General features: G+C 61.4%; 29 protein-coding genes. 7 read left to right on the top strand and 22 right to left on the bottom strand.

The annotated features are described in order from the left end of the window. The first annotated feature begins 85 nt into the window (after positions 1-85). A complete protein-coding gene (locus JaAD80_RS03845; RefSeq protein WP_180979286.1) occupies positions 86-1,738 on the top strand; it encodes a patatin-like phospholipase family protein in 1,653 nt (550 codons plus the stop codon). 303 nt (positions 1,739-2,041) lie between these two features. Here the strand turns inward: JaAD80_RS03845 and JaAD80_RS03840 are convergent, their stop codons facing one another. From JaAD80_RS03840 to JaAD80_RS03820, 5 genes are all read right to left on the bottom strand, one after another. Continuing rightward, positions 2,042-2,260, bottom strand: a complete 219-nt coding sequence (locus tag JaAD80_RS03840) for a hypothetical protein (RefSeq protein WP_034784905.1) — start codon at positions 2,258-2,260, stop codon at positions 2,042-2,044. Between the two features lie 218 nt (positions 2,261-2,478). Further along, complete coding sequence (locus JaAD80_RS03835) at positions 2,479-3,060, bottom strand: TerD family protein (RefSeq protein WP_102292955.1); 582 nt, start codon at positions 3,058-3,060, stop codon at positions 2,479-2,481. Positions 3,061-3,112: 52 nt separating this feature from the next. Beyond that, a complete protein-coding gene (locus tag JaAD80_RS03830) occupies positions 3,113-3,808 on the bottom strand; it encodes a TIGR00266 family protein (protein WP_102292954.1) in 696 nt (231 codons plus the stop codon). Positions 3,809-4,008: 200 nt separating this feature from the next. Further along, complete coding sequence (locus JaAD80_RS03825; RefSeq protein WP_102292953.1) at positions 4,009-4,584, bottom strand: TerD family protein; 576 nt, start codon at positions 4,582-4,584, stop codon at positions 4,009-4,011. A gap of 158 nt (positions 4,585-4,742) precedes the next feature. Beyond that, on the bottom strand, positions 4,743-5,849 hold the full coding sequence (locus JaAD80_RS03820) for a DUF475 domain-containing protein (RefSeq protein WP_219726775.1): 1,107 nt from the start codon (positions 5,847-5,849) through the stop codon (positions 4,743-4,745). Positions 5,850-5,964: 115 nt separating this feature from the next. Here JaAD80_RS03820 and nhaR point away from each other — a divergent pair, with 115 nt between their 5' ends. Further along, on the top strand, positions 5,965-6,861 hold the full coding sequence (gene nhaR, locus JaAD80_RS03815; protein ID WP_102292952.1) for a transcriptional activator NhaR: 897 nt from the start codon (positions 5,965-5,967) through the stop codon (positions 6,859-6,861). On the opposite strand, the gene JaAD80_RS03810 is transcribed toward nhaR, so the two are convergent. Beyond that, a complete protein-coding gene (locus tag JaAD80_RS03810; protein ID WP_102292951.1) occupies positions 6,862-7,881 on the bottom strand; it encodes a serine hydrolase in 1,020 nt (339 codons plus the stop codon). It lies immediately after the preceding gene. Between the two features lie 183 nt (positions 7,882-8,064). Between JaAD80_RS03810 and JaAD80_RS03805 the strand changes: the two genes are divergently transcribed. Further along, positions 8,065-9,399, top strand: a complete 1,335-nt coding sequence (locus JaAD80_RS03805) for an MFS transporter (protein ID WP_102292950.1) — start codon at positions 8,065-8,067, stop codon at positions 9,397-9,399. A gap of 118 nt (positions 9,400-9,517) precedes the next feature. Beyond that, positions 9,518-10,858: a hemolysin family protein gene (locus tag JaAD80_RS03800; protein WP_102292966.1), complete on the top strand. Its 1,341-nt coding sequence runs from the start codon at positions 9,518-9,520 to the stop codon at positions 10,856-10,858. Here JaAD80_RS03800 and JaAD80_RS03795 read toward each other — a convergent pair. The 7 genes from JaAD80_RS03795 to JaAD80_RS03765 form a co-directional block, all read right to left on the bottom strand. Then, positions 10,855-11,805, bottom strand: a complete 951-nt coding sequence (locus JaAD80_RS03795) for an IS481 family transposase (protein ID WP_102292949.1) — start codon at positions 11,803-11,805, stop codon at positions 10,855-10,857. The two genes, JaAD80_RS03800 and JaAD80_RS03795, sit on opposite strands and share 4 nt — an antisense overlap. Before the next feature lie 262 nt (positions 11,806-12,067). Then, a complete protein-coding gene (locus JaAD80_RS03790; protein ID WP_102292965.1) occupies positions 12,068-13,144 on the bottom strand; it encodes an AI-2E family transporter in 1,077 nt (358 codons plus the stop codon). Positions 13,145-13,186: 42 nt separating this feature from the next. Beyond that, a complete protein-coding gene (locus JaAD80_RS03785; RefSeq protein ID WP_102292948.1) occupies positions 13,187-13,780 on the bottom strand; it encodes an SCO family protein in 594 nt (197 codons plus the stop codon). After that, positions 13,777-14,676, bottom strand: a complete 900-nt coding sequence (gene cyoE, locus JaAD80_RS03780) for a heme o synthase (RefSeq protein WP_102292947.1) — start codon at positions 14,674-14,676, stop codon at positions 13,777-13,779. Before cyoE ends, JaAD80_RS03785 begins: the two co-directional genes overlap by 4 nt. Further along, complete coding sequence (locus tag JaAD80_RS03775) at positions 14,673-15,851, bottom strand: heme A synthase (protein WP_102292946.1); 1,179 nt, start codon at positions 15,849-15,851, stop codon at positions 14,673-14,675. The genes cyoE and JaAD80_RS03775 overlap by 4 nt, the downstream gene beginning before the upstream one ends. A gap of 18 nt (positions 15,852-15,869) precedes the next feature. After that, positions 15,870-16,499: a cytochrome C oxidase subunit I gene (locus JaAD80_RS03770; RefSeq protein ID WP_102292945.1), complete on the bottom strand. Its 630-nt coding sequence runs from the start codon at positions 16,497-16,499 to the stop codon at positions 15,870-15,872. Beyond that, the gene (locus tag JaAD80_RS03765; protein WP_102292944.1) at positions 16,480-17,238 is read right to left on the bottom strand and encodes an SURF1 family protein; all 759 of its coding nucleotides are present in this window, start codon (positions 17,236-17,238) and stop codon (positions 16,480-16,482) included. Before JaAD80_RS03765 ends, JaAD80_RS03770 begins: the two co-directional genes overlap by 20 nt. Before the next feature lie 36 nt (positions 17,239-17,274). Between JaAD80_RS03765 and JaAD80_RS03760 the strand changes: the two genes are divergently transcribed. After that, the gene (locus JaAD80_RS03760; RefSeq protein ID WP_102292943.1) at positions 17,275-17,475 is read left to right on the top strand and encodes a twin transmembrane helix small protein; all 201 of its coding nucleotides are present in this window, start codon (positions 17,275-17,277) and stop codon (positions 17,473-17,475) included. A 159-nt stretch (positions 17,476-17,634) separates the two neighbouring features. Here the strand turns inward: JaAD80_RS03760 and JaAD80_RS03755 are convergent, their stop codons facing one another. The 7 genes from JaAD80_RS03755 to JaAD80_RS03730 all read right to left on the bottom strand — a co-directional run bounded on the left by JaAD80_RS03755 (position 17,635) and on the right by JaAD80_RS03730 (position 23,716). Then, positions 17,635-18,495: a cytochrome c oxidase subunit 3 gene (locus JaAD80_RS03755; RefSeq protein WP_102292964.1), complete on the bottom strand. Its 861-nt coding sequence runs from the start codon at positions 18,493-18,495 to the stop codon at positions 17,635-17,637. 40 nt (positions 18,496-18,535) lie between these two features. Continuing rightward, positions 18,536-18,742: a DUF2970 domain-containing protein gene (locus JaAD80_RS03750; protein ID WP_102292942.1), complete on the bottom strand. Its 207-nt coding sequence runs from the start codon at positions 18,740-18,742 to the stop codon at positions 18,536-18,538. Between the two features lie 9 nt (positions 18,743-18,751). Further along, the gene (locus tag JaAD80_RS03745; protein WP_102292941.1) at positions 18,752-19,324 is read right to left on the bottom strand and encodes a cytochrome c oxidase assembly protein; all 573 of its coding nucleotides are present in this window, start codon (positions 19,322-19,324) and stop codon (positions 18,752-18,754) included. Position 19,325: 1 nt separating this feature from the next. After that, positions 19,326-19,442, bottom strand: coding sequence for a cytochrome oxidase small assembly protein (locus JaAD80_RS31170; RefSeq protein WP_216350353.1), 117 nt, complete (start codon positions 19,440-19,442; stop codon positions 19,326-19,328). A gap of 96 nt (positions 19,443-19,538) precedes the next feature. After that, on the bottom strand, positions 19,539-21,131 hold the full coding sequence (gene ctaD, locus JaAD80_RS03740) for a cytochrome c oxidase subunit I (protein WP_102292940.1): 1,593 nt from the start codon (positions 21,129-21,131) through the stop codon (positions 19,539-19,541). A 13-nt stretch (positions 21,132-21,144) separates the two neighbouring features. Beyond that, entirely contained in the window at positions 21,145-22,353 is a 1,209-nt protein-coding gene (gene coxB, locus JaAD80_RS03735) for a cytochrome c oxidase subunit II (protein WP_102292939.1), read from the bottom strand. Positions 22,354-22,819: 466 nt separating this feature from the next. Next, positions 22,820-23,716 (bottom strand): methyltransferase domain-containing protein, encoded by an 897-nt coding sequence (locus JaAD80_RS03730; RefSeq protein WP_102292938.1) that lies wholly within the window; start codon positions 23,714-23,716, stop codon positions 22,820-22,822. Between the two features lie 99 nt (positions 23,717-23,815). On the opposite strand from JaAD80_RS03730, the gene JaAD80_RS03725 reads away from it, so the two are divergent. Together JaAD80_RS03725 and trmL are read left to right on the top strand one after the other, a co-directional pair. Further along, entirely contained in the window at positions 23,816-24,556 is a 741-nt protein-coding gene (locus JaAD80_RS03725; RefSeq protein ID WP_102292963.1) for a ComF family protein, read from the top strand. Between the two features lie 37 nt (positions 24,557-24,593). Then, positions 24,594-25,064, top strand: a complete 471-nt coding sequence (trmL, locus tag JaAD80_RS03720; RefSeq protein ID WP_102292937.1) for a tRNA (uridine(34)/cytosine(34)/5-carboxymethylaminomethyluridine(34)-2'-O)-methyltransferase TrmL — start codon at positions 24,594-24,596, stop codon at positions 25,062-25,064. Between the two features lie 113 nt (positions 25,065-25,177). Here the strand turns inward: trmL and JaAD80_RS03715 are convergent, their stop codons facing one another. Together JaAD80_RS03715 and JaAD80_RS30525 are read right to left on the bottom strand one after the other, a co-directional pair. After that, positions 25,178-25,918 carry a hypothetical protein gene (locus JaAD80_RS03715; RefSeq protein WP_102292936.1) on the bottom strand — a complete coding sequence of 247 codons (741 nt, stop codon included), beginning with the start codon at positions 25,916-25,918 and terminating at the stop codon, positions 25,178-25,180. Positions 25,919-25,932: 14 nt separating this feature from the next. Further along, the coding region (locus JaAD80_RS30525) for a hypothetical protein (RefSeq protein WP_180979285.1) at positions 25,933-26,234 on the bottom strand (302 nt) is incomplete at its 5' end.

The raw sequence follows: 26,234 nt of genomic DNA, 5'->3' as shown, positions 1-26,234 counted from the left end.
CTTGCGTATTTGCTAGAATCGCACAGCCGCGTTTCTCATACGCTTAGTGTCCGTATCCCAACCCATGACTACGCACCGATCACGCATGAAATTATCCTTGCTCGCGCCCCTGTGCTATGCCGCCATGCTGAGTGGCTGCACGGTGCTCGCCCTGCGCCCGAACAGCGGTATCGAGAACAGTACCTTCGCGGTACAGGAAACCCCGCGCCTGCGCATCGATGCGCCCAAGGCGCGCATCCAGAATCCCCAGCCCAGCGACCATTTCATCGGTATCGCCCTGTCAGGCGGCGGCAGCCGCGCCGCCAATTTCTCGGCCGCCGCGCTGGAGCAGCTGGAGCAGTTCGGTCTCGTCAGTGGCGCCTCGGCCATCTCCGGCGTCTCGGGCGGCGCCATCGCGGGCGGCTATTACGCGCTGCATGGGCGCAACACGGACTGGCCAGTGCTGCGCAGCAAGCTCAAGACGGATTTCTTCGGCCAGACCATCCTCAAGCCTGCCAACCTGACAACGATGTTGTTGACGAACAAGACCCGTACCTCCTTCCTGTCCGACGTGTTCGACGATGTGCTGTACGACAAGAAGACCTATGCGGACCTGCCGCACGACGGCCCCATCTTCCTGGCCAATGCCACGGACGCCACGAATGGCGGCAAACGCATGGTGTTTTCCTACGAATATTTTTACAACACCCTGCATTCGCCGATCAAGGATATCCGCCTGGCCACGGCCGTGGCCACCTCGGCCGCCTTCCCTGGCGTCTTCGATTCCGTCACCTTCGAGCGTTTCCGCCCCAAAAACAGTTTCGTGCCGGAACTCGGTTCCGAATCGCGCGATTCGCCGTCATACGTGCATCTTTTCGATGGCGGCGCGGCCGACAACCTGGGCGTGGAAACCCTGTGGGATGTGGCCCTGACGCAGCTGTACGGCAACGACATGGCCTTCGTGCCGGCGCGCCTGAACAGCAAGCCTTTCATCCTTCTGTCCATCGATGCCAACGCGCCCAATTCGAGCGCCGTGTTTGAAAAAATGTCGGATGAGCGCCAGCCGCTAGACCGCATCTTCAACAAGAATATCTACGATGCCGTCGATGCCCTGTTCTCGCGCCAGCGCAAGGAAAACCTCGTCAAGATGGGGTTTGGACAAGCCCGCTTCGATACCATCACGCACGAGAATTTTGGCGACCTGAGCCAGAAATTCGTGAAGGGCAAGCGCACCTCCACCTTTGCCATTCCCGTGCTGTGCCGCCCTCATCTGGGACTGTTCCACTGCGAAGTCGATGCGGCCGATCCCCTGCCGGGTCAGGTGCGCACCATGCTGGAAGGCTTTGCCTGGCATATCTCCATCGATGAAATCGCCTCGCTGGCGCTGCGCCTGTCCAGCGACGATGCGCAAGTCAATTTTTCCCGCAAACAGGAACGCGCCGCCCTCGTCAAACTGCAGCGTCTGGCCACGCAGACGAAAACCCATCTGAAGCTGACCGGCCCGGAAAACTGCAGCCCGGACGTGCTGCAGTCGGCACTGTACAGCGCCGCGCGCGTGCTGATCCTCGACGACGAGGACTCGCGTTTCGCCCTGTGCGACTACATGCTGACGGGCGGACTGATCAATGACGCCACCGTCTGCAAGCAGCGCTACGTGCACACCGTCCCCAGCTTTGCCATCGAGAGCGAAGACCTGCAATACCGCAACCTGAGTTCGGATGGCAATTCCGTGAATGTGCCGATACGCTGCAAGAAGTAAGCGGCCTGCCGGGACAAGTAGCAATCTTGATTGCAATCAAGACAGGAAACATGCTGGCGATGATGAATGAGCTGTACGCCTGTTGCGGGGAATAAACCCATGCACGGCAGCCTCATGGCCAACAGTCATCGTCAAGGATAGCCCATGTTTTGCACTGCCTGCGGAACCCAGCGACCAGAGGGCAATGTGCGAGGCCGATAGCGAGAAGTAGCACAGCACACGCCAGCTGCACCACGCGCACAAAAAAGCCCGCACGATCGCTCGTGCGGGCTTTAGCGCAAGGATTCCAAGCGCCCGGCTGATTTAGATCAGCCGACTACGCCTGCGCATGTAGCTGCGGCTTAACGCACCTTCCAGTTCCTGCTCCGTTTTATGCTGGTTCACCGTGTACAGGGCCCACAGGGCCGCCGGCGCCCAGCCGATCACAGTGCACTGCAAGATCAAGGCGGCGGCACCGGCCAGCGGGCGCCCCAGCATGAAAAACGTAAGACACGGAAGTAGCAAGGCTATCAGCAATCGCATCACGACATACTCTCCTTCAATATAGAGCAGCGGACAAGGGCCGGTATCCGGTCCGTCCCCCGCCCGCTGCGTACTGCTCTTTAATAACGTCTGGCAAAATCGTCGCGAGCGAATGCGAGTTGTGGCCGAGAAGCGCAGCTGTGCGACGGCACGGGGCCGCCGAGGCAGTGAGCATCACAGGCCGCAAATCGCGGCGCGCAGCAGATTTGGCCTGACGTTTATAGATGCACGGCAATCTGCGGCATCAGGTCGTCAAAGGTACGACCGTTGCCGTTTTCGCCGATGGCGTGCATCTTCCATTCGCCGTTATGGCGGTACAGCTTGGCCATGATCTGTGCCGTGTGGGAACCTTGCACAGACAGGTTGAAACGCGCGACTTCCTGGTTATTGCTGGCATTCAAGATGCGGCAATAGGCGTTTTCCACCTGCGAGAAGTTCTGGCCGGTAAAGCTGTTGACGGTGAAGACCAGGCTTTTCACGTTCGCCGGCACCTTCGACAGATCGACATTGATCTGTTCGTCGTCGCCATCGCCCGCGCCCGTGCGGTTGTCGCCCGTGTGGACGATACTGCCGTCCTTGCTTTTCAGCTGGCGGAACCAGATGATGTCGGCGGTGCTATTGTTTTCATCGAACATGACGCACGAGGCGTCCAGGTCGACGGCTTCCGTCTTCGAACCGAAACCCAGGAAACCCTTGGTCTTGGCCGCATCCCAGCCCAGGCCCATGGTGATACGGGTCAGGGTGGTACCAGCTTCTTTGTCCAGAGAAATCTTCTGGCCCTTGCTCAAATTGACAGACATACGCATTGCTCCTGTTTGGTTAGTTGCATCAGTTAGTTGCATCAATTACGTGTTACGCCGACTTGCCTTGCGTCCAGGTGAGGAAGGCCGCGCGGTTGCGCGAGCACACGAGGATTTTCCCCGTGCCTGAAAACTTCAGTACCATGCCCTCGCCACTGGTCTGGCTATTGATCAAATTGCCCAGAAAGCCGCCGCTGCTGCCGGTCGTGATGGAAATTTCGTATTGCAGGCGGTTGTCCCAGCACACGACGTGGGCGTTATCGATCACCACGTCTTTGCCAGGCGTCACTTCCAGTTCGGATATCGCGCCAAAACCGGATACCGCCAATTGACCGCTGCCTGCCGTCTCGGTGATGAAAAAACCACCGCTCTGGGCAAACAGCGCATTGCCAAGGCTCTGCGTGCGCACCTTCAATTCCACGCCAGAACTGGCCGCCACAAAGGCGCCGTCGCTGATCATGTATTGCTGGGCACCCACCTCGAGCACCCGCATCGCGCCAGGCAAGGTGGGCGACAGCAGACAGTCGCCGTCACCGCGCATGGCCTCGATATGCTGCTGAAAGAACGATTCGCCGTTGGCAAAGGTGCGCATCAGCGCAGCGCCGATGCCGCCAGTCATCTTGCCTTTCAGCTCAAGATTGGTTTCCATCATCACCATCGCATCGGATTCGCAATAAATCTTCTCGCCCTTGGCAAGCGACACATGCAGGAACGGGTCGTCGTCCCCTGTCACATTAAAAACCGGCATTCAACTGTTCCTTCCTCAACGATGATGATGGTGTCGGGCTAAACCGCCCTTACTACAGAATAACGCTGCCGCACAAAACCGTAGCGAGCGGATGTGATTTGTGGCCGAGAAGCGCCCCCCGTACTTTAGGACGGGGGCGCCGAGCCGCTGAGCATCGCCGGCCGCAAAGCGCACCGCGCAGCAGGTTTCGTGTGGCGACCTTACACGCCGACGCCGAACGACGCTGCCAGTGGGCCCAGACCGCCTTTATAACCCTGGCCGATGGCCTTGAATTTCCAATCGGCGCCGTTGCGGTAGATTTCACCGAAGACCATGGCCGTTTCCGCCGATCCGTCTTCCGACAGGTCGAAACGGGCGATTTCCGTGTTGCCGTTGGCATTCACGCAGCGCACATACGCCTTCGATACCATACCAAAGTTTTGCTTGCGCGCTTCGGCATCGTGAATCGTCACGCAGACGGCGATCTTGTCGATCTCGGCCGGCACCGTTGCCAGGTCGACGACGACGGTTTCATCGTCGCCGTCGCCGGCGCCGGTGGTGTTGTCGCCCGAGTGGGTGACGGAACCGTCGCTCGATTTCAGGTTGTTGTAGAAAATCATGTCGACGTCGGCGCGTACCTTGCCGTCGGCCTTCAGCAGGAAGATGGAACCGTCGATGTCGAATGCGGCGCCATCGGTGGCGCGGGCATCCCAGCCCAGGCCGATGATCATCTTCGAGATGCCAGGCGCTTCTTTGCTCAGGTTGACGTTGCCGCCTTTTTGCAGACTGATTGCCATGATGTATTTCTCCTATGTGAAATAAAAGTCCAGCGTGTATAAAACCAAATGACTACTTGTGTACACCTGGCGCCCTCCACCGGCCCGACTCCCCGGATCGGCGGCGGCGCTTGCTGCATCACGCTGGCAAACGGGTGTGGACGTTTGCCGCGTATTCCTTATGCCTTGGCTGCGCTTTCCAGCTGCGGCTGCTTATCGCCATCCTTATCGCCATCCTTGTCGCCATCGCCTTCCAGCAAAGCCATCCTGCGCTTGTAGCGGATCGACGACCACAGCGAGGCGAGAATGAAGGCCACCCCGATCAGACCCGTGAACAGCTCGGGTACGTGGAACTTCATGCTGACCAACATGATCACGGCCAGGATACCGATCGCATAGTGCGCGCCGTGTTCCAGATAAACGAACTCATCCAACGTACCCTTGCGCACCAGGAACACCGTCATCGACCGCACGAACATCGCGCCGATGGCCAGGCCCAGCATGATGATCACGACATCCTTGGTGATGGCGAACGCGCCGATCACGCCGTCAAAGCTGAACGAGGCATCGAGCACTTCCAGGTACAGGAAGCCGCCAATACCGCCGCGCTTGACGATGTCGCCCATATTGCCGTCGCCGTTATCGCCTTCCAGCAAGCCGCTGACCACATCCACGCCCACGTAGGTCAAGATACCCCACAGGCCGGCCGTCAAGACCACCAGTTTCTGGCCTTCTTCTATCATCGACAGGCTGGCCATCAGGGTGCCCAGCGCGATCATCACGGAAATCGACGAGATCTTGCCCAGCGCGCCCAGTTTTTCTTCAATACGGCCCAGCCAGTGCGTTTCCTTCTCCGAGTCCAGCAGGAAGTTCAGGAACACCAGCAGCAGAAAAATGCCGCCGAAGGCCGCCACTTCCGCGTGGTGGTTCGTCAGGTGCATCGAATACTGTTCCGGATTGCTCAGTGCCAGATTCCACACTTCCATCAGTCCCAGGTCAGCCGCTTGTGCCACGATGACCAGCGGGAACACCAGACGCATACCAAAGACGGCGATGATGATACCAACGCCCAGGAACAGGCCCTGCCAGAACTTGTCCCAATTCTTCAGCACCGAGGCGTTGACCACCGCGTTGTCAAAGGACAGCGATACTTCCATCACGCCCAGGATCACCGCGATACCCAGCGCTGCCAGCATCGTCTGCACGCCACCGTGCGTGTAACCCCACCAGGCGGAAATGCCCAGGCAGATAAATGTCACTAGAAATGACACTCTGAAATGTTTCATCGATAGTTCCCCTTTATCCAAATTCAATGGAACGTAGTATAAGGACATGTGACACATTTAAAAATAGAAGATAATGGAAGTATTACTTCGTAAAAACAGAATATAGGGCCGTACGATGAAAACTACAGGTTTCAATTACCGCCATTTGTACTTCTTTTGGGTGGTTGCCAAGGAAGGCGGCGTGACGCGCGCCGCCGAGCGCCTGGGCCTGGCCGTGCAAACCATCAGCACCCAGCTGGCCCTGCTGGAAAAGGAACTGGGCAAGTCGCTGCTGCAGCCGCAGGGACGGCGACTGGTGCCGACGGAAGCGGGCCGCCTGGCGCTTGGCTACGCCGACCAGATCTTTCTCTTGGGCGAGCAGATGCAGGATGCGCTGGCCGACGCCGACGCGGAAAAGATGCGCCTGACGGTGGGCATTTCCGATTCCCTGCCAAAACTGATGGCCTACCGCATGCTCGACGCCACGCGCAGCATGGACCACCCCGTCAAGCTGGTCTGCCTGGAAGATGAATTCGAATCCCTGCTGGCCGGCCTGGCCCTGCACAAGCTGGACCTGGTCTTGACGGACCGCGCCGTGCCGGCCGGTGCCAGCCTGCGCGTGTCCAGCCATTTATGGGGCGAGAGCGCCATGAAACTGTTCGCCATCCCCGCGCTGGCCGAGCGCTACCGCGAGGATTTCCCGCACCGCCTGAGCGGCGCGCCGTTCCTGCTGCCAGCGCGCAATAACGCCTTGCGCGGACGCATCGACGAATGGATGGTGCAGCAAGGCGTGCGGCCCGACGTGGTGGGCGAGTTCGAGGACAACGCCATGCTCAACGCCTTCGGCCGCAAGGGCCTGGGCCTGTTCTTCGCGTCCGCCAGCCTGGCGGCCGACATCGAAGAGCAATTCGGCGCCGTGCTGGTGGGCGACGCCTCGTCGCTGCGCGAGCAGTTCTATGTGATTTCGAACGAGCGCAAGATCATGCACCCGGCGCTGGACGTGATCCTGGCCGCCGTGCCGGGCCGCCAGTGATCAGGCGCCGAGATCGGCGGCGATGGCCGCCAGCCACACTGCCTCGTCCGCCTCGCAGCTGTCGATATTCGCCAGCTGGATGACGGACAGGCCCGCTTCGGGCACGCGCAGCAGCAAGGCGCGGAAGCCCCATAGTCCGCCGCCGTGGAACACCGCCACGCGCCCGGCGTGTTCGATTTGCTCCAGGCCAAAACGGTAGGCCCAGCTCTGGCCATCGGCACCCGGCGTGTGCGCCAGCTGCGCGCGCACCAGGCTGGACGGATCGCGGTACTGGCGCTGCCACTCGCGCTCCCACAGGGCCAGGTCATGCAGGCAGGCATATACGCCGCCGTCGCCCACCGTGTTGGCATTGCCCAGGTGCTGGCGATAGGCGCCCGCGTCCGCCGGATCAACGCTATAGCTGCGCGCGCGCTGCGGCATGACGGCTTGCCGGTCGACGTCGAAGCCAGTGGCATGCATGCCCAGCGGCGCGAACAGACGCTCGCGCGCCTGCGCCGCCAGCGGCCGGCCCGCGAGCACTTCCACGAGTTTCGCCAGCAAGATGTAATTGCAATTGCTGTAGGCATGCGCGCTGCCGGGTGGCGCCGTCAAGTCCTGCATGCGCGCGATCAGGCGCAGCAGCAGCGCATTGTCAAAATAGTCGCTGTCATGACGGCCCAGCTGGCATGCCAGGTAGTCGAAATAATCGGGAATGCCGCTGGTGTGATTCAACAATTGACGCACGCTGATGGCGGCGCCGAACTGCCGCACTTCCGGCAGATGGGGTGCCACGTCGTCGTCGAGGCCGATGGCGCCCTGGCGCACCAGGTCCAGCACGCAGGCGGCCGTAAATTGCTTCGATTCCGACGCCAGGTAGTAGCGCGACTGCGCCGTCAGCGGCACGCCCAGTTCCAGGCACGCCAGGCCGTGATGCAGCTCGAACAAGGTCTGGCCGTCGCGCTGGATCAATGCGCTGAATCCGGGACCCTGCGCCGGCAGGCTAGCCTGCAGGGAAAGAAAATGCTGAACAAGATTTTTCATGGCGCGATCTTAGCATGCAGGCAAGATTCATCTTTCGCCACATTCATCAGCCAATCCGATAAATCCATTCGAAAATAATGTTTGAATAATCAATCAAAAGCGATTGTAATAAAGCCTGAGACAAACACGCGTTCGCCGCCCGGCGGCAGGATGCGATCACCATAACAAGACAGGAGCGGCAGCATGTCCACGGCAGGCAAGACGATCGATATTCCAGATCTCATCAATAAAAACAAGATCGGCTCCTTCCAGATCGGCATGCTGATCCTGTGCGGGCTGTGCGTCATCATGGATGGCTTCGACGTGCAAGCCATGGGCTATGTGGCGCCAGCCATCATTGCAGACTGGCATGTCAGCAAGGCCAACCTGGGTCCCGTCTTTGGCGCGGGCCTGCTGGGCATGCTGGTCGGCTCGCTCGTCTTCAGCATCACGGCCGACAAGTTCGGCCGCCGCCCCGTGCTGATTGGCTCGACCATCTTCTTTTCCCTGTGCATGCTGGTCACGCCGCTGGCCACCACCATCGAGCAATTGCAGCTGATACGCTTTATTACCGGCCTGGGCCTGGGCGCCGTGATGCCGAACGCTATGGCGCTGGCCGGCGAATACAGCCCGCTGCGCAAGAAAGTCACCCTGATGATGCTGGTGTCCTGCGGTTTTACCCTGGGCGCCGTGCTGGGCGGGCTATTGTCCGCCGCGCTGATTCCCGCCTTCGGCTGGCAATCCGTGTTTTACGTGGGCGGCGTGGTGCCGCTGGTGATCGGCGTGCTGATGTTTTTCCTGCTGCCGGAATCGATGCAGTTCCTCGTGCTGAAAAAACGCAAGCTGGACAAGGTCGCCAAATGGCTGAAACGCATCGACCCGACGGTGACGATCACGGCCGAGACGCAATACGTGGTGCATGAGAAGGAGCACAAGGGCGCGCCCGTGCTGCAATTGTTTACCGGTGGCCGCGCGAAGATGACGATACTCTTGTGGGTCATCAACTTCATGAACCTGCTGAACTTGTATTTCCTCTCGAACTGGCTGCCAACCATCGCCAAGGAAGCGGGCCTGTCGACGGCCAACGCCGTGCTGGCGGGCACGGCCCTGCAAGTGGGCGGCACCATCGGCACCCTGGTCATGGGCCAGCTGATCGACCGCTCCAGCTTCCGCCGCATCCTGCTGCCATGCTTCCTGGTCGCCGCCGTGGCCATCGCCCTGATCGGCCGTCCGGACGTCTCGCTGGCCTTCCTCTTCATCACGATTTTCATCGCCGGCTTTTGCGTGGTGGGCGGCCAGCCTGCCGTCAACGCCCTGGCGGCCAGCTACTACCCGACCACCCTGCGCTCGACGGGCATCGGCTGGAGCCTGGGCGTGGGCCGCATCGGCTCCATCATCGGCCCCGTGCTCGGTGGCGAGCTGATCCGCCTGAACTGGCCCAACAGCACGATTTTCCTCGTCGTCGCCATCCCTGCCATCGTCTCGGCCGTCATGGTGTTTGCCATGCGCGGCGGGCCGGAAACGGCCGCCAAGGCCTGATCCGGGTCAAAAACGCGCCGCGCACCCCTGCTTTCGGGCGGGGGCACGCGGCAAAATTAGGCTATGGCGCCCTTCGTCGTTTAAGATGACGTTTTACCAGCCCATCTTCCGCGCCCCCATGCACAATGTCTTGCTAGTCCTGCTCGCCCTCTTCCTGGTCGCGCTGAACGGTTTTTTTGTTGCCGCCGAGTTTGGCATCGTCACCTTGCGGCGCACCCGCATCCGCGCCATCGCCAAGACACAGGGACTGCGGGGCCGCATCCTGGCCAAGGTGCATGGCGAACTGGACGCCTACCTGTCCGCCTGCCAGCTGGGCATCACCCTGGCCTCGCTGGGCCTGGGCTGGGTCGGTGAACCGGCCTTCGCCGGCCTGCTGGAACCGCTGTTCGGCGCCATCGGCGTCACCTCGCAAGAGCTGATCCACGGCGTGTCCTTCGTCGTAGCCTTCAGCGTGATTTCCTTCCTGCACATTGTCGTGGGCGAACTGGCGCCGAAATCGATGGCCATCCGCAACCCGGAAGCCGTCGGCCTGTGGAGCGCCATGCCCCTGTACGCGTTCTACTGGGCCATGTACCCGGCCATCTACCTGCTCAACGCCAGCGCCAACTGGGTGCTGCGCATGGCCGGCCTGTCCGGCAAGGGCGGCCACGATGCGCATTACTCGTCGGAAGAATTGAAACTGATCCTACGCACCAGCCAGCCCGGCGAAAAGTTTACGCGCGACGAACGCAACATCCTGGCGCAGTCGCTCGATTTCGAACAGATGACGGTGTCGGACCTGATGCGCCCGATCAATGAAGTGATCGCCCTGCATGCCTCGAACACCCTGGAAGAAAACCTCGACACGGTGCTGCGCAACCGCTTCAGCCGCTATCCGTACTTCGACACGAATGAAGACGACGTGCTGGGCGTGGTGCACCTGAAGGACCTGTTCTTTGCCCAGCAGGCGGGCAAGCCCATCACCTCGCTCACGCCGTTTCTGCGTCCCGTCGACATCATTTCCGCGCGCACGCCGGCGCTGGAACTGTTCCGCCGCTTCCGCGACGGCGCGCCGCACTTTGCCCTGATCGGCGAAAAGGGCAAGCGCCCGCTGGGCTTCATTACCCTGGATAACTTGCTCGGCGCCATGGTCGGCGAAATCCGCGATGAATTCCGCCGCAATGAAAACGACTGGCTCAAGCAGAGCGACGGCACCCTGATCGGCAAGGCCAGCCTGCCCATCTTCTCGCTCGAACGCATCCTCGGCATCGATATCGAAAACGAGGAACTGGGCCTGGACGACGTGGAATCGGTGGGCGGCTTGATCATGGTCAAGCTGGGCGACATCCCCAAGCAGGGCCAGCGCATCACCTTTGTCGACTTCGACATCGTCGTCAAGAAAATGAACGGGCCGCGCATCGTGCTCATCAAGGTGATCCCGAAGCAGGAGCGGGACCTGGATGCCGATTTAAGGGACTAGGTGTGAAGTTGCAAGAGGTTATTCTGGCCGGATCTGAGCCGTGACATTGGGGCCTTGCCAGCAATGCCCTGATGCGGCCGGTGCCAGTTGTAGTGATGGTTCCATTCTTTGAGCATGTTGGCCCGCTCCAGTGAGTTGTTATAAACAAAGCCGTAAGCCCATTCGCGCAAGGCTGACTGAATGAAGCGTTCGGCCTTGCCATTGGTCTGTGGCCGATAGGGCCGTGTAAAGCGGTGCTTCAATGCTATCTGGCTACAAGTGGCCTTGAATGACTTGGAGCGAAAGGCTGAGCCGTTATCGGTCAACAACGCTTTGGGGCGCACCCCGAGTGAGCAGAAATAGGCGTGGGTATTGGCGAGGAATCGGTTGGCATTCTCCTGGGTTTCGTCAGGATAGAGCTCCGTGAAGGCGATGCGGGCATGGTCGTCAATGGCGATAAACAAGACTTCCCAGCCGGCGCCGCGCGTACGGTCTCGCCGGTCTCCCGTCGCACGATGGCCGGTGGTTTCAATACGCCCGAGCTTCTTGGTATCGATATGAATCAGGTCGCCTGGTTCTGCATGCTCGTAGCGCTGCACCGGCTCGACGGGATCGAGATCGCTCAGTTTGGACAAGCCGGCACGCGCCAGCACACGGCTTACCGTGGCCTTCGATATCTGCAGGTATTGGGCAATCCTTGCCTGTGTCATGCGCTTCTTGCGTAGCTCGACAACCGTCAGTGCCTTGCCCGCGTCGAGTGCCAAGGGACTATGCAGCGGACGCGACGATCGATCCATCAAGCCCTCTTGCCCCTTGGCAAGGAAGCGCCCCAGCCATTTGCGCACGGTTGCTTCGCTCACGGCGTAGCGGGTAGCGGCCTGGCAGCTCGGCAGGCGGTTAAGCAGGACGTCTTCGACCATCTCGACTCGACGAATCAGCGTTAATCGGGCATTCTTATGGATGTTCATTCGGTTGGTTTCCTTGAGAACTGGGGGTTTGGCGATTTCCAGTGTCTCAAATCCAATCCGAATGAACCACAACAACCTATTGAAACATCACAACTAGGCAAGTCGTGACGCAAAGCGCAGTTCGGGGTCGGACCCTGAGGGTCCGACCCCGGTCATGGCTGTTGGGTCAGGCAAGACATGCAGCCATGCTGCAGAACACTGAGCTTGCGCTTTGCCGGCCACCTCTTCCCTCCGCTGACCGCGGCCCTGCCAGGTATCGACGCTATTTTTTCAAGGTTATTGTATCTTTGCCCTGCGGCACCGTGGTCTCGCCCACCGTCCACGTTTGCAGCAGGCTGTACAGCACCGCCAGCAGGGTCGGGCCGATAAAAATGCCGACGAAGCCGAAGGCCAGCACGCCGCCCAGCACGCCCAGCAGCACCAGCAGGAACGGCAGGCTGCTGCCACGGCTGATCAGCATGGGTTTCACGACGTTATCCACGCCGCTGATCAGCACCGCGCCCCATACCAGCATGAAGATGCCCCAGCCCGTCTGGCCGTCATTGAACAGCCAGATGGCGGCGCCGCCCCAGATCAGCGGCGGCCCGACAGGAATCAGCGAAAAGATGAAGGTGGCCACGCCCAGGAGCGCCACGGCCGGCACGCCGGCGATCAAAAAGCCCACCACCGCCACCAGCGCCTGCGCCAGCGCCGTACCCAGCAGGCCGTACATGACGCCGCGCACGGTGCGGCTGATGGTCAGGCCCACGCCGGGGGCGCTGTCGCCGATGATGCGGCCCGCGCCCGTCATCAGCGCGCGGCTCAGCTGCTGGCCGTCACGGTAGAGGAAGAAGCTGACGAACACGGCCAGGCTGGTCTGTGCCAGGCCCGTGCCCAGCAAAATGCCGCCGGAAGCGAGGAAGTGGCGTGCCGGTTCCAGCATGGTCTTGCCCAAATTGAGTAATTCCTCGCGGTCAGCGAGCAGGCGCTCCACATAACCGGCGATGGTTTCGCCCACCACGGGGATGCTGGCCAGCCAGGCGGGCGGATGCAGGCCGCCCGTTTCCAGCGCGGCGCGCAACTGTTCGTAGATGCGCGACACATTGTCGGCCAGGTTGTAGGTGACGAGCGCCAGCGGCAGCACGATGACCAGCACCAAGGACAAGGTCATGATGGCGGCGGCCCAGTTGCGGCGGCCTTTCAGGCGTTCGAGCAGGAGGATGTACAGGGGCCAGCTGGAAATGCCGACGCAGGCGGCAAACAGCATGGCGGCCAGGAAGGGCCGCAAGACGAAAAAGCAGCCGATCAACAAAAAGATGACGGCTGCCAGGCGGGCGTGAGGCTCGAAACGTTTGTCCATGTACTGCATATCCTGAAGATGGCGCCTCGCGGCGCGACCGGATCAGGATAGCAGAAGTTTAAGATCGTGCGCGATGGCGGCAGGCTTTTCGCCGTGGCGCACGAACAGGCGGATCTTGCCGTCGCGGTCGAACACATAGGTGCCGGCCGTGTGGTCCACCGTGTAGCTGCTGTCCGTCTCGCCCTCGACCTTGGCGTAATACACCTTGAATTCCTTGGCCACCTTGGCCGTCGCGGCCGCATCGCCGTACAGGCCGACAAAGCGCTTGTCGAAGGCGGGCACATACTCGGCCAGCAAGGCTTGCGTGTCGCGCTCGGGGTCGACGGTGACGAACAGCACTTGCACCTGCTCCGCCTGCGCGCCCATTTCCTGCATGACCTGCGCCATGTCGGCCATGGTGGTCGGGCACACGTCCGGGCATTGCGTGTAGCCGAAGAATATCAGCACCAGCTTGCCCTTGTAGTCGGCCAGGGTACGGGGCTGGCCCGTGTGGTCCGTCAGGGCGAACTCGCGCGCATAACCGAGGCCCGTCACGTCCGTGTTCTTGAATGCCAGCTTGGGCGCTGCCGGCTTGCCGCAGCCGGCCAGGACGATGGCCAGAGCGGCCGCCAGCAACAGTGTCAGGTATTTTTTCATGTGCCGAGTGGAATGTAGTGGTCCACCAGCAGGGCCGCGAACAGCAGTGCCAGGTAGATGATGGAAAAAGTAAAGGCCTTGCGCGCGATCAGGTCCGTGTAGTGGCGGTACATCTTCCACGCGTAATACAGGAAGCCGGCGTTCAGCACCACGGCCGAGGCCAGATAGATCAGGCCGCTCATGCGCACGGCGTACGGCAGCAAGGTGGTGGCGGCCAGCGCGATCGAATACAGCCAGACGTGGAATTGCGTGAATTGCATGCCGTGCGTGACGGGCAACATGGGCAGGCCCGAGCGCGCGTAATCGTCGCGGCGGTACATGGCCAGGGCCCAGAAGTGCGGCGGCGTCCAGACGAAAATGATCAGCACCAGCAGCCAGGCTTGCATCGGCACGTCGTTGGCGACGGCGGCCCAGCCCAGGGCCGGCGGCATGGCGCCGGACAGGCCGCCGATGACGATGTTCTGCGGCGTGGCCGGTTTCAGCACCATGGTGTAGATGAGCGCGTAGCCGACAAAGGTGACAAAGGTCAGCCACATGGTCAGCGGATTGACCAGGTAATACAGAATCGCCATGCCCAGGCCGCCGATCAGCAGCGCGAACACCACCGTCTGTTTCACCGTGATGTCGCCCATGGCCATCGGACGGCGCGCCGTGCGGGCCATGCGCGCATCGATTTCGCGCTCGGCCAGGCAATTCACGGCAAAGGCGGCGCCCGCCAGCAGCCAGATGCCGATGGTGCCGAACACCACCGCATGCCAGTCCGGCAACTCTTCGCTGGCCAGGAACATGCCGATGACGGCGCAAAACACGGCCAGTTGCGTCACGCGCGGCTTGGTCAGCGCCCAATACTGGGCGATGCGGGGGGTAGGTTTACGGCTGATGGTCTGAGTAGTCATTTATGCGGTACGGGAAGACTGGCTGGTGCCGTTGGCACTGTCGCGGAGGCGCAAGCGCGCTTAACATTGCGCGCAACATCGAGTTGGAACTTAGCCTTGTAGTTTAACATGGTCAGCAACAACACGAGCAGCGCCGCCCCGCCGTTATGCATGACGGCGATCGACAGCGGCCAGCTCAGGTAGATGGTCGCCAGGCCCGTGGCTGCCTGCAGGGCCAGCACCACGGCGATCCAGCGGGCCGTGCCGCGCAAGGACGGCAGGCGCCAGGCGCGGAACACGGTGTAGCCGATACCGGCTGCCACGATGAAGGCGAAATTGCGGTGCACCCAGTGGATGGCCGTCAGCGCGGAAAACGGCAGATAGTGGCCGGCGGCCGTCTTGCCCAGCTCGCGCCACAAGTGGAAACCATGCTCGAAATCCATCTCCGGGATGACTTTGCCGCCGCACAGGGGGAAGTCCGTGCAGGCCAGGGTGGCGTAGTTGGTGCTCACCCAGCCGCCCAGCGCGATCTGCACGGTGAGCAGTACCAGCGAGAAGATGGCCAGCGCGCGCACGGGGCGCAGCACGGCAGCATCCGCATCGGCGCGCTGTATGGGCGCGACGGCATTATCTTGCCGGCCGCCCAGCCAGGTCAGCATGGCCAGCAAGCCCATGCCCAGCAGCAAGTGGATGGTGACGATCACCGGTTGCAGCTTCAAGGTCACGGTCCAGGCGCCGAACGCGCCCTGCAGGCAGACGAACAGAAACAGCGCCGTCGGCAGCGCGGGGGCGAACTCCTGCCGCTTGCTCTTGCGCCACTGCCGCCACGCCTGCACCATCATCGCCACGATCAGCACGCCAATGGCCATGGCCAGGTAGCGGTGCGTCATCTCGATCCATGCCTTCACCACCGTCACGGGACCCGTCGGCATCAGGGTTTCGGCCGCGACGATGTGCTCGTGAGCAAGGAAAGGATTGGCCGAGCCATAGCAGCCGGGCCAGTCAGGACAACCAAGGCCCGAATCGGACAGGCGCGTAAAGCCGCCAAACATGATCAGGTCGACCGTCAAAAAGACGGCGATCCACACGAGTTTGCGGTATTTATTGGCGTCCGCAGACACCCAGACCATCGTCAATGGCAGCAGCGCCACCAGCAGACCTGTCAAGCCCAGCTGGGCCAGCGCGGAAAGATGCATCGTCGGCATGCGTTCCCCTTAACCGATCGCCGAAGCTTTGAGCAGCTTGGCGATGTCTTTCTTGATCTTGTTCGGATCGGCGTCTTTCGGGAAGCGCATCATCAGATTGCCCAGCGGATCGATCAGGTAAAAATGGTCGCTGGTCTTGCCGCCCGGCTCCACCGGCAGCCAGGCCGTCAAGGCGTCGCCATTCACGCGCAGCATGCTGGTGCCGTCGAATTCGCGCATCACCAGCGTATCGAGCGGCTGGTCATCCGTGACCAGCCAGACCCGTTCCAGGCGCTCGCGCTCCTTGCCCTGCATGAGGCGCAGTTGTTGCATGTCAAACAATTGCTTCTTGCACGCTTCCTGGCAGTCGGACGGCCCCGTCTGCAGCAGCACCCACTTGCCCTTGAACTGCGCCAGCGGCGACGCCTTGCCGTCGAGCTCCGTCACGTGCAACTGTTCTTCGGGAATCGGGTACAAACGCGGGTCGATCAGGGCGCCGTAATTGTTGCGGCCCGTGGGTTTGATGATGTAATACGTGAAATACGAGGCGATGATGGGAAATGCGCACACGGCCACCACGGCCAGCAGTTTCCAGCGCCCCGTGTTCTGCGCCTGTTTGTCGGTGGTGTCTTGCGATGCTTCAGGGTTGTTTGTTTGCACGTCGAAATCCTGTAAAGACAAAAAATAGAAAAGCCATCAGTGCCAGTGCGTACCACTGGAATGCATAGCCGCGGTGCTTGTCGGCACCCAGGTCGGGCGCCGGCCAGTCGCGCACGGGGAGCTGGCCGGATGCTGGCGCCGTTGCTGTCGGATCAACCGGATCGACTGTTTGTTCAATAATAAATGGCTGCAAGGCAAGGCCGCTCGCCTGTGCCAGCTGGGCAATGTTGGCATTTTGCACGATGGCGTGCGGCGCCAGGGCCGGCGCCGTGCCCAGTTCCATCACATGGCCTGCGTTCAGGCGCGCGATACCGGAAATCGTCACCGTGCCGGCCGGTGTCGTGTAATCGGGAATGCGTGTGCGTTCGGCATTGTTGCGCGGCAGCCAGCCCTGCGCCACCAGCACGTGCATGGGGGAACCGTCGATCCGGAATGGCGTGAGCACGTGGAAACCCGCCTGGCCCTTGTAAGGACGATTGTCCAGGTACACCGTCCAGGCCGGCACGAAGTGGCCCGTGACGGTGACCCGGCGGTATTCGATCGCCTGCGCGTCGGCCGGCAGCATGGGCGCGGGACTCAATGCCAGCGGCGCGGCCAGGTTGCCCGCTTCCAGCCGGGCGGCGCGCGCGAGTTTTTCATCGCCACGGCGCTGCTGCCATTGCGCCAGCGACACGCCCAGCGCCACCAGTAGCAGCATTACAACAAATGGAATCCATCTAAAATGGAAGCGGATACGCATTACAATGAAACCTCCTCAAGCCTGGCGCTACCATCCATGAAAATCCTCGTTGCCATTGCCTTCATCCTGATCCTGGGCAGCCTGGGCTCGGCCCTGTTCTTCCTGATGCGCGACAAGGGCAAGAGCAACCGCACCGTGCAGGCGCTGGCCGTGCGCGTGGGCCTGTCGATCACCCTGTTTTTGCTGATCCTGCTGGCGCATCACCTGGGCTACATCCAGCCGACGGGAATACATTAAATGCTGGGGTCAGAGCCGGCGGGACTGCCCCCGGTGCTAACGACGTTGCTTGGTTAGCAAAGTTCTTAAACTAAGAAAAAAGCCGTACCCAGGATCTCCCGGTACGGCTTTTTTTATGGTGCCGGCGCAAGCGCTAACTGCGCGCGCCCTGCCCCGCCATTATAACCAATACACGACCACGTACAGGCCCAGCCAGACGACGTCGACAAAGTGCCAGTACCAGGCGGCGCCTTCGAAGCCGAAGTGGTGCTCGGGCGTGAAGTGGCCTTTCAGCACGCGGTACAGGATGACGGACAGCATGATGGCGCCCAGGGTCACGTGGAAGCCGTGGAAGCCCGTCAGCATGAAGAAGGTGGCGCCGTAGATGCCCGACGTCAATTTCAAGTTCAGGTCGCTGTAAGCATGCATGTATTCATACACCTGGAAGCCCATGAAGATAGCGCCCAGCAAGATCGTAGCGAACAGGAACAGTGCCGTCATGCCGCGATGGCCGGCGCGCAGCGCGTGGTGCGAAATGGTCAGGGTCACGCCGGACAGCAGCAACAGGGCCGTGTTGATGGTCGGAATCCAGAACGGCGTCATGGTGGTGAATTCCTGCACCGTGCCTGCCGGGCCCGTATTGCCCCACTGCGCGGCGAAGTCCGGCCAGATCACCTTATGGTCGAGGTCGGCCAGCCACGGCATGGAAATGCTGCGCGCGTAGAACAGGGCGCCGAAGAAGGCGGCGAAGAACATGACTTCCGAGAAGATGAACCAGCTCATGCTCCAGCGGAAGGAGTGGTCGATGCGTTCGCTGTACAGGCCCTGCTCCGATTCGCTGATGGCGTCGCCGAACCAGAAGTACAGCACCAGCAGGATGCCGGCCAGGCCGATGTAATTCAGGTACGGGCCCCAGGAGACGTCGTTGACCCAGGCCGAGGCGCCGATCATGGTCAGCAGCAGGCTGGCGCCGCCCAGCATGGGCCAGCGCGAGGGGCCTGGCACAAAATAATAAGGTACGGCGGCGTGGTTGGAACTCATCATCATCTCCTCAAAAACTTGTAGGGTGGTTTTTTATAATTTATAAAACGACGAATTTAACAATAGAAATCAATATGCCGACCAGGCAAGCGACGGCCAGGAAACCGGCGATGACCACGTGCACGGGATTGAGCTTGGCCGAATCCGTGTCGAAATCGCTCTTGCGGCGCAAGCCCGTAAACGACCAGACGACGGCCCGCAGCGAATACAGGAACGACGCTTTCTGCGGCTGCTCTGGCTTGCCCATGGCACTCTCCTATTGGACGGCCGGCGTCTGAGCCTGGCTCAGACCGGCAATCTCGAAAAACGTGTACGACAGGGTGATGGTCTTGACCTCTTTCGGCAGGGCCGGATCGAGGAAGAACACCACCGGCATCTGCCGCGCCTCGTGCGGCTTCAGGGTTTGCTGCTTGAAGCAGAAGCACTCGACCTTCTTGAAATGCGGCGTGGCGCTCTGCGGTGCATAGCTGGGAATGGCTTGCGCGTTCACCACGCGGTTTTGCGTGTTGACCACTTCATACATGACGGTCACCAGTTCGCCCGGATGCACCTGCATGCTCGAGACCGTCGGGCGGAAGCGCCACGGCCCCTGCGCATTGCCATCGAACTCGACGGTGATGCTGCGCGTCGTGTCGACTTGCGTATTGTTGTCGTAGGCCACCGTGCCATCCTTCTGCGTCAGCACGTTGATACCCATCACTTCGCAAATCTGCTTGTAGACGGGAATCAGGGCATAGCCAAAGCCGAACATCAGCACGGCAATGACGAGCAGCTTGCCCAGCATCTTGCGGTTCAGGCCGCGTGTTTCCTGTTGGTGGGGCGTCGTCACGTCAGAGCCACATGCGCTTGACGAACACGGACAGGAAGAAGAAGGCCGCCAGGGCCCCCAGTATCAGCCCGGTACGCAGGTTGTTGGGTTTCTTGCGCTCAGTTTTCACTTCGGTCATGGCAGGCACTCTATTCAAGGGGGCCGGCAGCTGCGCCGGCCCGTGACACTGGCATTACTTGTCGATTGCTACGTGACGCTTATTACCGCACGCTTGTTACTTGACGGTCGGCGGCGTTTCAAACGTGTGGAACGGCGCCGGGCTCGGCACGGTCCATTCCAGCCCTTCCGCGCCTTCCCATGGTTTCGCTGGCGCAGCCTTGCCGCCGCGGATGGTCGGCAAGACCACGAAGAACAGGAAGTACACCTGCATCAGGCCAAAGCCGAAGCCGCCGATCGAGGCGATCATGTTGAAGTCTGTGAACTGCGCCGGATAGTCGGCGTAGCGGCGCGGCATGCCGGCCAGACCCAGGAAGTGCATCGGGAAGAAGGTCACGTTGAAGGTGATCAGGGACAGCCAGAAGTGGATCTTGCCGCGCGTCTCGTTGTACATGTGGCCCGTCCATTTCGGCGACCAGTAGTAGAAACCGGCGAACAGGGCGAACAGCGAACCGGCCACCAGCACGTAGTGGAAATGCGCCACCACATAATAGGTATCCTGCAGCTGGATGTCGATCGGCGTGACGGCCAGGATCAGGCCCGTGAAGCCGCCCATGGTAAACACGAAGATGAAGCCCACCGAGAACAGCATCGGCGTCTCGAACGTCATGGAACCCTTCCACATCGTGGCGATCCAGTTGAACACTTTGACGCCCGTCGGCACGGCGATCAGCATGGTCGCGTACATGAAGAACAGCTGGCTGGTCACCGGCATGCCGGTAGTAAACATGTGGTGTGCCCAGACGATGAAGGACAGGATCGCGATCGAGGCCGTGGCGTAGACCATCGAAGCGTAGCCGAACAGCGGTTTGCGGGCGAACGCCGGCAGGATCTGCGAGACGATGCCGAAAGCCGGCAGAATCATGATGTAGACCTCGGGGTGGCCGAAGAACCAGAAGATGTGCTGGTACATGACGGGGTCGCCGCCGCCTGCCGCATTAAAGAACGAGGTGCCGAAGTGGCGGTCCGTCAGGGTCATGGTGATGGCGCCGGCCAGCACGGGCATGACGGCGATCAGCAGGTAGGCCGTGATCAGCCAGGTCCAGCAGAACATCGGCATTTTCATCAGGGTCATGCCGGGCGCGCGCATGTTCAGGATGGTGACGATGATGTTGATCGAGCCCATGATGGACGAGGCGCCCATCAGGTGCATGGCGAAAATGGCCATGTCCATGCCGGGGCCCATCTGCGTCGACAGCGGCGCATACAGGGTCCAGCCGGCAGCCGTGGCGCCGCCCGGCACGAGGAAGGACGTGGCCAGCAGGATCGCGGCAGGCGGCAGCAGCCAGAACGAGAAGTTGTTCATGCGCGCAAAGGCCATGTCGGACGCGCCCACTTGCAGCGGGATCATCCAGTTGGCGTAGCCGACGAAGGCCGGCATGATGGCGCCAAACACCATCACCAGGCCGTGCATGGTGGTCAGCTGGTTAAAGAATTCAGGGTGAAAGAACTGCAGGCCCGGGTGGAACAGTTCCGTACGGATCATCAGGGCCAGCACGCCGCCGGACAGCAGCATGATGAACGAGAACCACAAGTACAAGGTACCGATATCCTTGTGGTTGGTGGCAAACAGCCAGCGGCGGTAGCCAGTCGGGTGGTCGTGGGCATGGTCGTGATCGTGACCGGCGTGGTCCAAGGTGCTAGTACTCATATGCGGCTCCTAATTACTTGCGTGCAGCCACGATTTCGGCTGGTTGAACGATGTTCTCTTCGGCCTTGTTCGACCAGGAATTGCGCGTGTAAGTGATCACTGCGGCAATTTCCGTGTCGGACAGCTGTTTCCAGGCAGGCATTTCCGCCGGATACTTGCCGCTCTTTTGCCCGTTCAGCAAGACATGGATCTGTTCCGCCTTCGGACCGTTCACCACGGCAGAACCGTCCAGCGGCGCAAACGCGCCCGGCACGCCCTTGCCCGTCGCCTGGTGGCAGACCACGCAGTTGGCCGCATACACTTTCTCGCCCTTGACCTTCAATTCGTCGATGGTCCAGACCTTGCTTGGATCATCAGCCAATGCGGCCATTTCCTTTTGTTTTACATCAACCCAGGCCTTGTAATCGTCGGCCGAGACCACCTTGACGACGATGGGCATGAACGCATGCTCCTTGCCGCACAGTTCGGCGCAATTGCCGCGGAAGGTGCCGATATGGTCGGCCTTGAACCAGGTATCGCGCACGAAGCCGGGAATCGCATCCTGCTTCACGCCGAAGGCGGGCACGGACCAGGCGTGGATGACGTCGTTGGCAGTCAGCACCACGCGGATCTTCTTGTTGACCGGCACCACGACTTCGTTATCGACTTCGATCAGGTAGTTTTCGCCGCGTTTTTCCGTCGGCGGCATGCCAGGCGCACCCACTTGCGAGCGCGGCGTGGCCAGGTTGGAGAGGAAGGAAATGCCTTCGCCCTCGCCTTTCAGGTAGTCATAGCCCCATTTCCACTGCATGCCTGTGGCCTTGATGGTGATGTCGGCGTTCGAGGTGTCTTTCATGCCGACCACGGTGCGCGTGGCAGGCAGGGCCATGCCGATGACGATCAGGAAAGGCACGACGGTCCAGGCGATCTCGACGGTGGTGCTTTCATGGAAGGTGGCCGGTTTGTGGCCCAGGGACTTGCGGTGCTTGAAGATGGAATAAAACATGACGCCGAACACGGCCACGAAAATCACCAGGCAGATGATCATCATCAGGGTGTGCAAATCGTAGATTTCGTGGGCGATCTGTGTCGCCGGCGGTTGCAGATTCATTTCGAACGGCACCGGACCGCCGGTGCCGGGATAGGTGCTGGCAGCAGGTGCCGCCGTGGCCCATCGCCCGATGCCAAACGCTGTCAAAGACAGCCCGAGCAGCAACGATTGAAGTCGCTTTGCATGTTTCATGTTTTCCCCAACCACCCAAAAATAATGATATTTTAAACGGCTGCGGACTTCTCCGTACTGGACCGCTGCCGCTCCTCCATGAAAGCAACACGGCCAGAATGCGGCCATGTGCGTCAAGCACCAGCGAATTCCATGCTGGCTGCCGCGCCAAAAACGGCGGCGCGCAACCATGCTGGAACCCTGTTTTCACTCCCCCACAGCGAAATGGCCCTGTGTGGAAGATGGTTACTATACTAATGCAGTAACTTCAATAAAGTCTTGCTTTGTTTTTTTTATTTTGTATGCAGCCCTTGTTTTTTTCAATTAGCAAGCTGACAAACAATCAACGATTATAATCAAGTAAACTTGAATCCATCAAGCAATAATCGGCTTTGTGCGCGCCCTATTCCCGGCCGCCGCGCGCTTTGCAACGCTTGCAACAATATCACCGTGCAAATGCCGACCAAGTGTCGGTTTCTTTGGCCTTTTATGTGGGCTTGCGCGGTAGATCGAAACGAATGATGGCTTCGCCATTGCGCGTCACACGTGGCGCCGGGCGGAAGGCGTGGCCATAAATCACCTCGAAACTCAGGCCCAGCTTGCCGTCGGGACGGCGCATCTTTTCCAGCGCGGCCAGCATGCGCTGCCAGGCCGCCTTGCCCATCAGGCCACGCCGGCGCGTCGTCAGCGGGTTGCCGCCAAAGGCACGCACGTCGGCCAGCAGTTTTTCCGCCGTATCGTAGGTCACGGTGATGATTTCCATGTCCAGCACCGGCGTGGAAAAGCCCGTCTCGACCAGCATGTCGCCAAAGTCGTGCATGTCGACGAAGGGCAAGGCGTGCGGCGCCAAGTCTGCCTCGGCAAAGGCGTCGCGCACTTCGCGGAAGGTGTCGGGGCCAAAGCACGAGAACATCAGCAAGCCGTCCAGGCGCAGCGCGCGGCGCCACTCGGCAAACACGCGGTCGGGCTGGGCATGCCAGTGCAGCGCCAGGTTGGACCACACGAGGTCGATGCTGTTGGCTGCCAGCGGCAAGTCGCCCAGGTCGCCGCACAGCAAATCGACACCCGTCTTGGCCGGCAAGAGTTTGCTGAGAAACTGGTTCAGGCCAGACAATTTCGAGGCCGGTGCGCGCGCCGCCTGCATCATCGCTTGCGCTGCATCGAGGCCGATGATCTGCGCGGCGGGATAATCCTTGTGCAGCTGCGCCAGGTCAGCACCGGGACCGCAGCCGGCGTCAAGCACGCGCAGCGGCGTGATCTTCACCAGTTCCAGGCGCTCGTGCATGCGTGCCGACACTTCGCGGCGCAGGAAGTCCGAAGGCGCGATACGCGCCGGGCGGGAAAAGAAATCGCGTACTTGCACCGCATCGATGGGCGCACTCATTTTGGGCGGATTGCTGGGAACTGGCATGTTGAATCGGGTGAGGTGAGATAATGTCGGCAGTGTACATGGAACGCGGCGATCGCGATGCGGCGTGCCGCCATGCCCCGCCTTGACGCAGCCTGGCAGGCGCTGGAACGCTGGCTGGGCGCCACGGTGCTGCCGGCGCAGTGCGCGCTGTGCGGCATGGGCTGTCCGGAAGTGCTGTGCCCGCCCTGCCGCGCGCAGTATCTGGGACACAGCCGTCCCCGTTGCTGCCAGTGCGCCAATCCGCTCGCCGGCACGGATGGCACACCGCTGTGCGGGCGCTGCCTGCGCAAGCGGCCCGCATATGACGCCACCGTCACGGCGTGCGATTATGCGCCACCCGTCGACCAGTTGCTGCTGCAGCTGAAATTCGGCGCCCGCCTGCCGCTGGCGCCTTTGTTTGCGCAGCTGCTCGCTGTAGCCGTACAGCAACAACCGGCATGGGAGCAGCCACAACTGCTGTGCCCCATGCCACTGGGTCCTGCCCGCCTGGCCGGGCGGGGCTTTAACCAGGCACTGGAAATCGCCCGTCCGCTGGCGCGCCTGCTGGCCATCCCCTTGCAGCCCAGGCTGGCACTGCGGGTGCGCGAAACCCGGGCGCAAAGCGGCGTGGCGCCGCGCGAACGGCGCGCCAACCTGGCGCACGCGTTTGCCATCGCGCCGCAACATGGGGGGCTGCTGCAAGGCTGCCATGTCGGTATCGTCGATGACGTGATGAGCAGCGGCCATACCGTCAACACCCTGGCGGCCGCCTGCAAGCGCGCGGGAGCATCGCGCGTGAGCATCCTGGTCGTGGCGCGCACGCCGCCGCATTAGAATTCGCAATAGCCGCTATATATATGAGGAGAGCATTTTGTTTCACGTCGTTTTGGTAGAACCTGAAATCCCGCCCAATACGGGCAACGTCATCCGCCTGTGCGCCAACACGGGTGCTCAGCTGCACTTGGTCGAGCCGCTGGGCTTTCCCCTCGATGACAGCAAGATGAAGCGCGCCGGCCTCGACTACCACGACTACGCCAACATGAAAGTGCACAAGAACTGGGAAGAGTTCCTGGCCGACACCCGGCCCGATCCCGCCCGCATGTTCGCCATGACGACACGCGGCTCGCGCCCCTTCGGCGACGTGGCCTTTTTACCCGGTGACGTGTTCGTGTTTGGTTCGGAAACGAAAGGCCTCGACCCTGCCCTGCGCGACGGCTTTCCCGCCGAACAGCGCATCCGTCTGCCGATGCGCCCGGACAACCGCAGTTTGAATTTGTCGAATACGGTGGCCGTCGTCGTCTACGAAGCCTGGCGCCAGCACGGCTACGCCGGCGGCGCGTAGGTCGGATCAGGCCCTAGGGGCCGTAATCCGGCAACATTGTTGGCGTTAGTGGTGTTGTCGGATTACGCGGGGCTTTACACCGCTAATCCGACCTACGCGTTTGCATACGGCGATCAGCGCAGCGCCAGCTGCGCGTCAACGCCCGCATCCGCATCCAGCATCACCAGCTGCGTGCGCAGGTCGCGCGTGGCGGCCAGCTTGCCGTTCACGTACAGATTCGTCTTGACGCCATACACGCCTTGCGACACGCCGGGCGGCAAGGTCAGCTCGAAGGAGTTTTCAAAGCGCCCGCCCGACTTGTTGCTGCTGGCCAGGGCTTTCGAGCCGGACTTGAACGGCTGGCCTTGCGGATCGAGCACCACCAGCTCTTCGCGCACATCGCTGACGCTTTGCGCGCTGCCATTGACCAGTTCCACCACGGAATTGACCTTGAACGGCTGGCCACGCTTGACGGTGGAAGCGCTCAGCTGCGGCGTGTATGACACCACTTGCGGTTCGCGCGGCAAGGCGCCGCGTGCGCGGATGTAATCGCGGTCCGCCTGCGCCGCCGTCTTGGTCTGGCGCGAATTGACATTGATGGCCAGACAGCCGGCTGCCGCCAGGCCGCCGCCGATGGCTGCGCCCTTCAGCGCGCCATTCTTGCCGCTGACCAAGGCACCCAGCAAGGCGCCCACGGCCGCGCCGGCCGCTGCCGACGTGCCCACGCTGCACGGGTCTTCATCGGCCGCGTTCGCTTGTGGATAAGTACTATCCTGGCGCACGCCATTCGGACTCATGGGCGCCGTGGCGCAGCCGACCAGCATGGCCGTGATGGTCAGCGCGGCAGCCGCACGCAGGGTGGTGTGATTGAACATAGTGACTCCAGCGTTTATTTAATCGTCGTTTCCGTCTGCAGCACTTGCCGTTCGCGTTCGCGGATGCGGCGCGACAGGCTGTCGATGCGCGCATTGCCGGGATCAATGCGACGCGCGCTGTCCAGGTACGTCTTGGCCGCATCGAACTTGCCTTCCAATAGGGACCGTTCGGCATCGCGCAGGAACGCCTGCGCCATCTCGTTGCGCATGGCCGCGCCGTTGTCCACGGGAGCCGTCTCCACCGGACGGCGTTCCACCACCACTGGACGTTCGACCACGCGCGCGGGCGCAGGTTCCGCCGGCACGGCGCGCGATG

Origin of the sequence: Janthinobacterium sp. AD80, assembly GCF_002878455.1 — a bacterium.
GTDB lineage: Bacteria > Pseudomonadota > Gammaproteobacteria > Burkholderiales > Burkholderiaceae_D > Janthinobacterium.
Note: the sequence above shows the minus strand (reverse complement) of the source record. Positions and strands in the feature narration are given on the sequence as shown.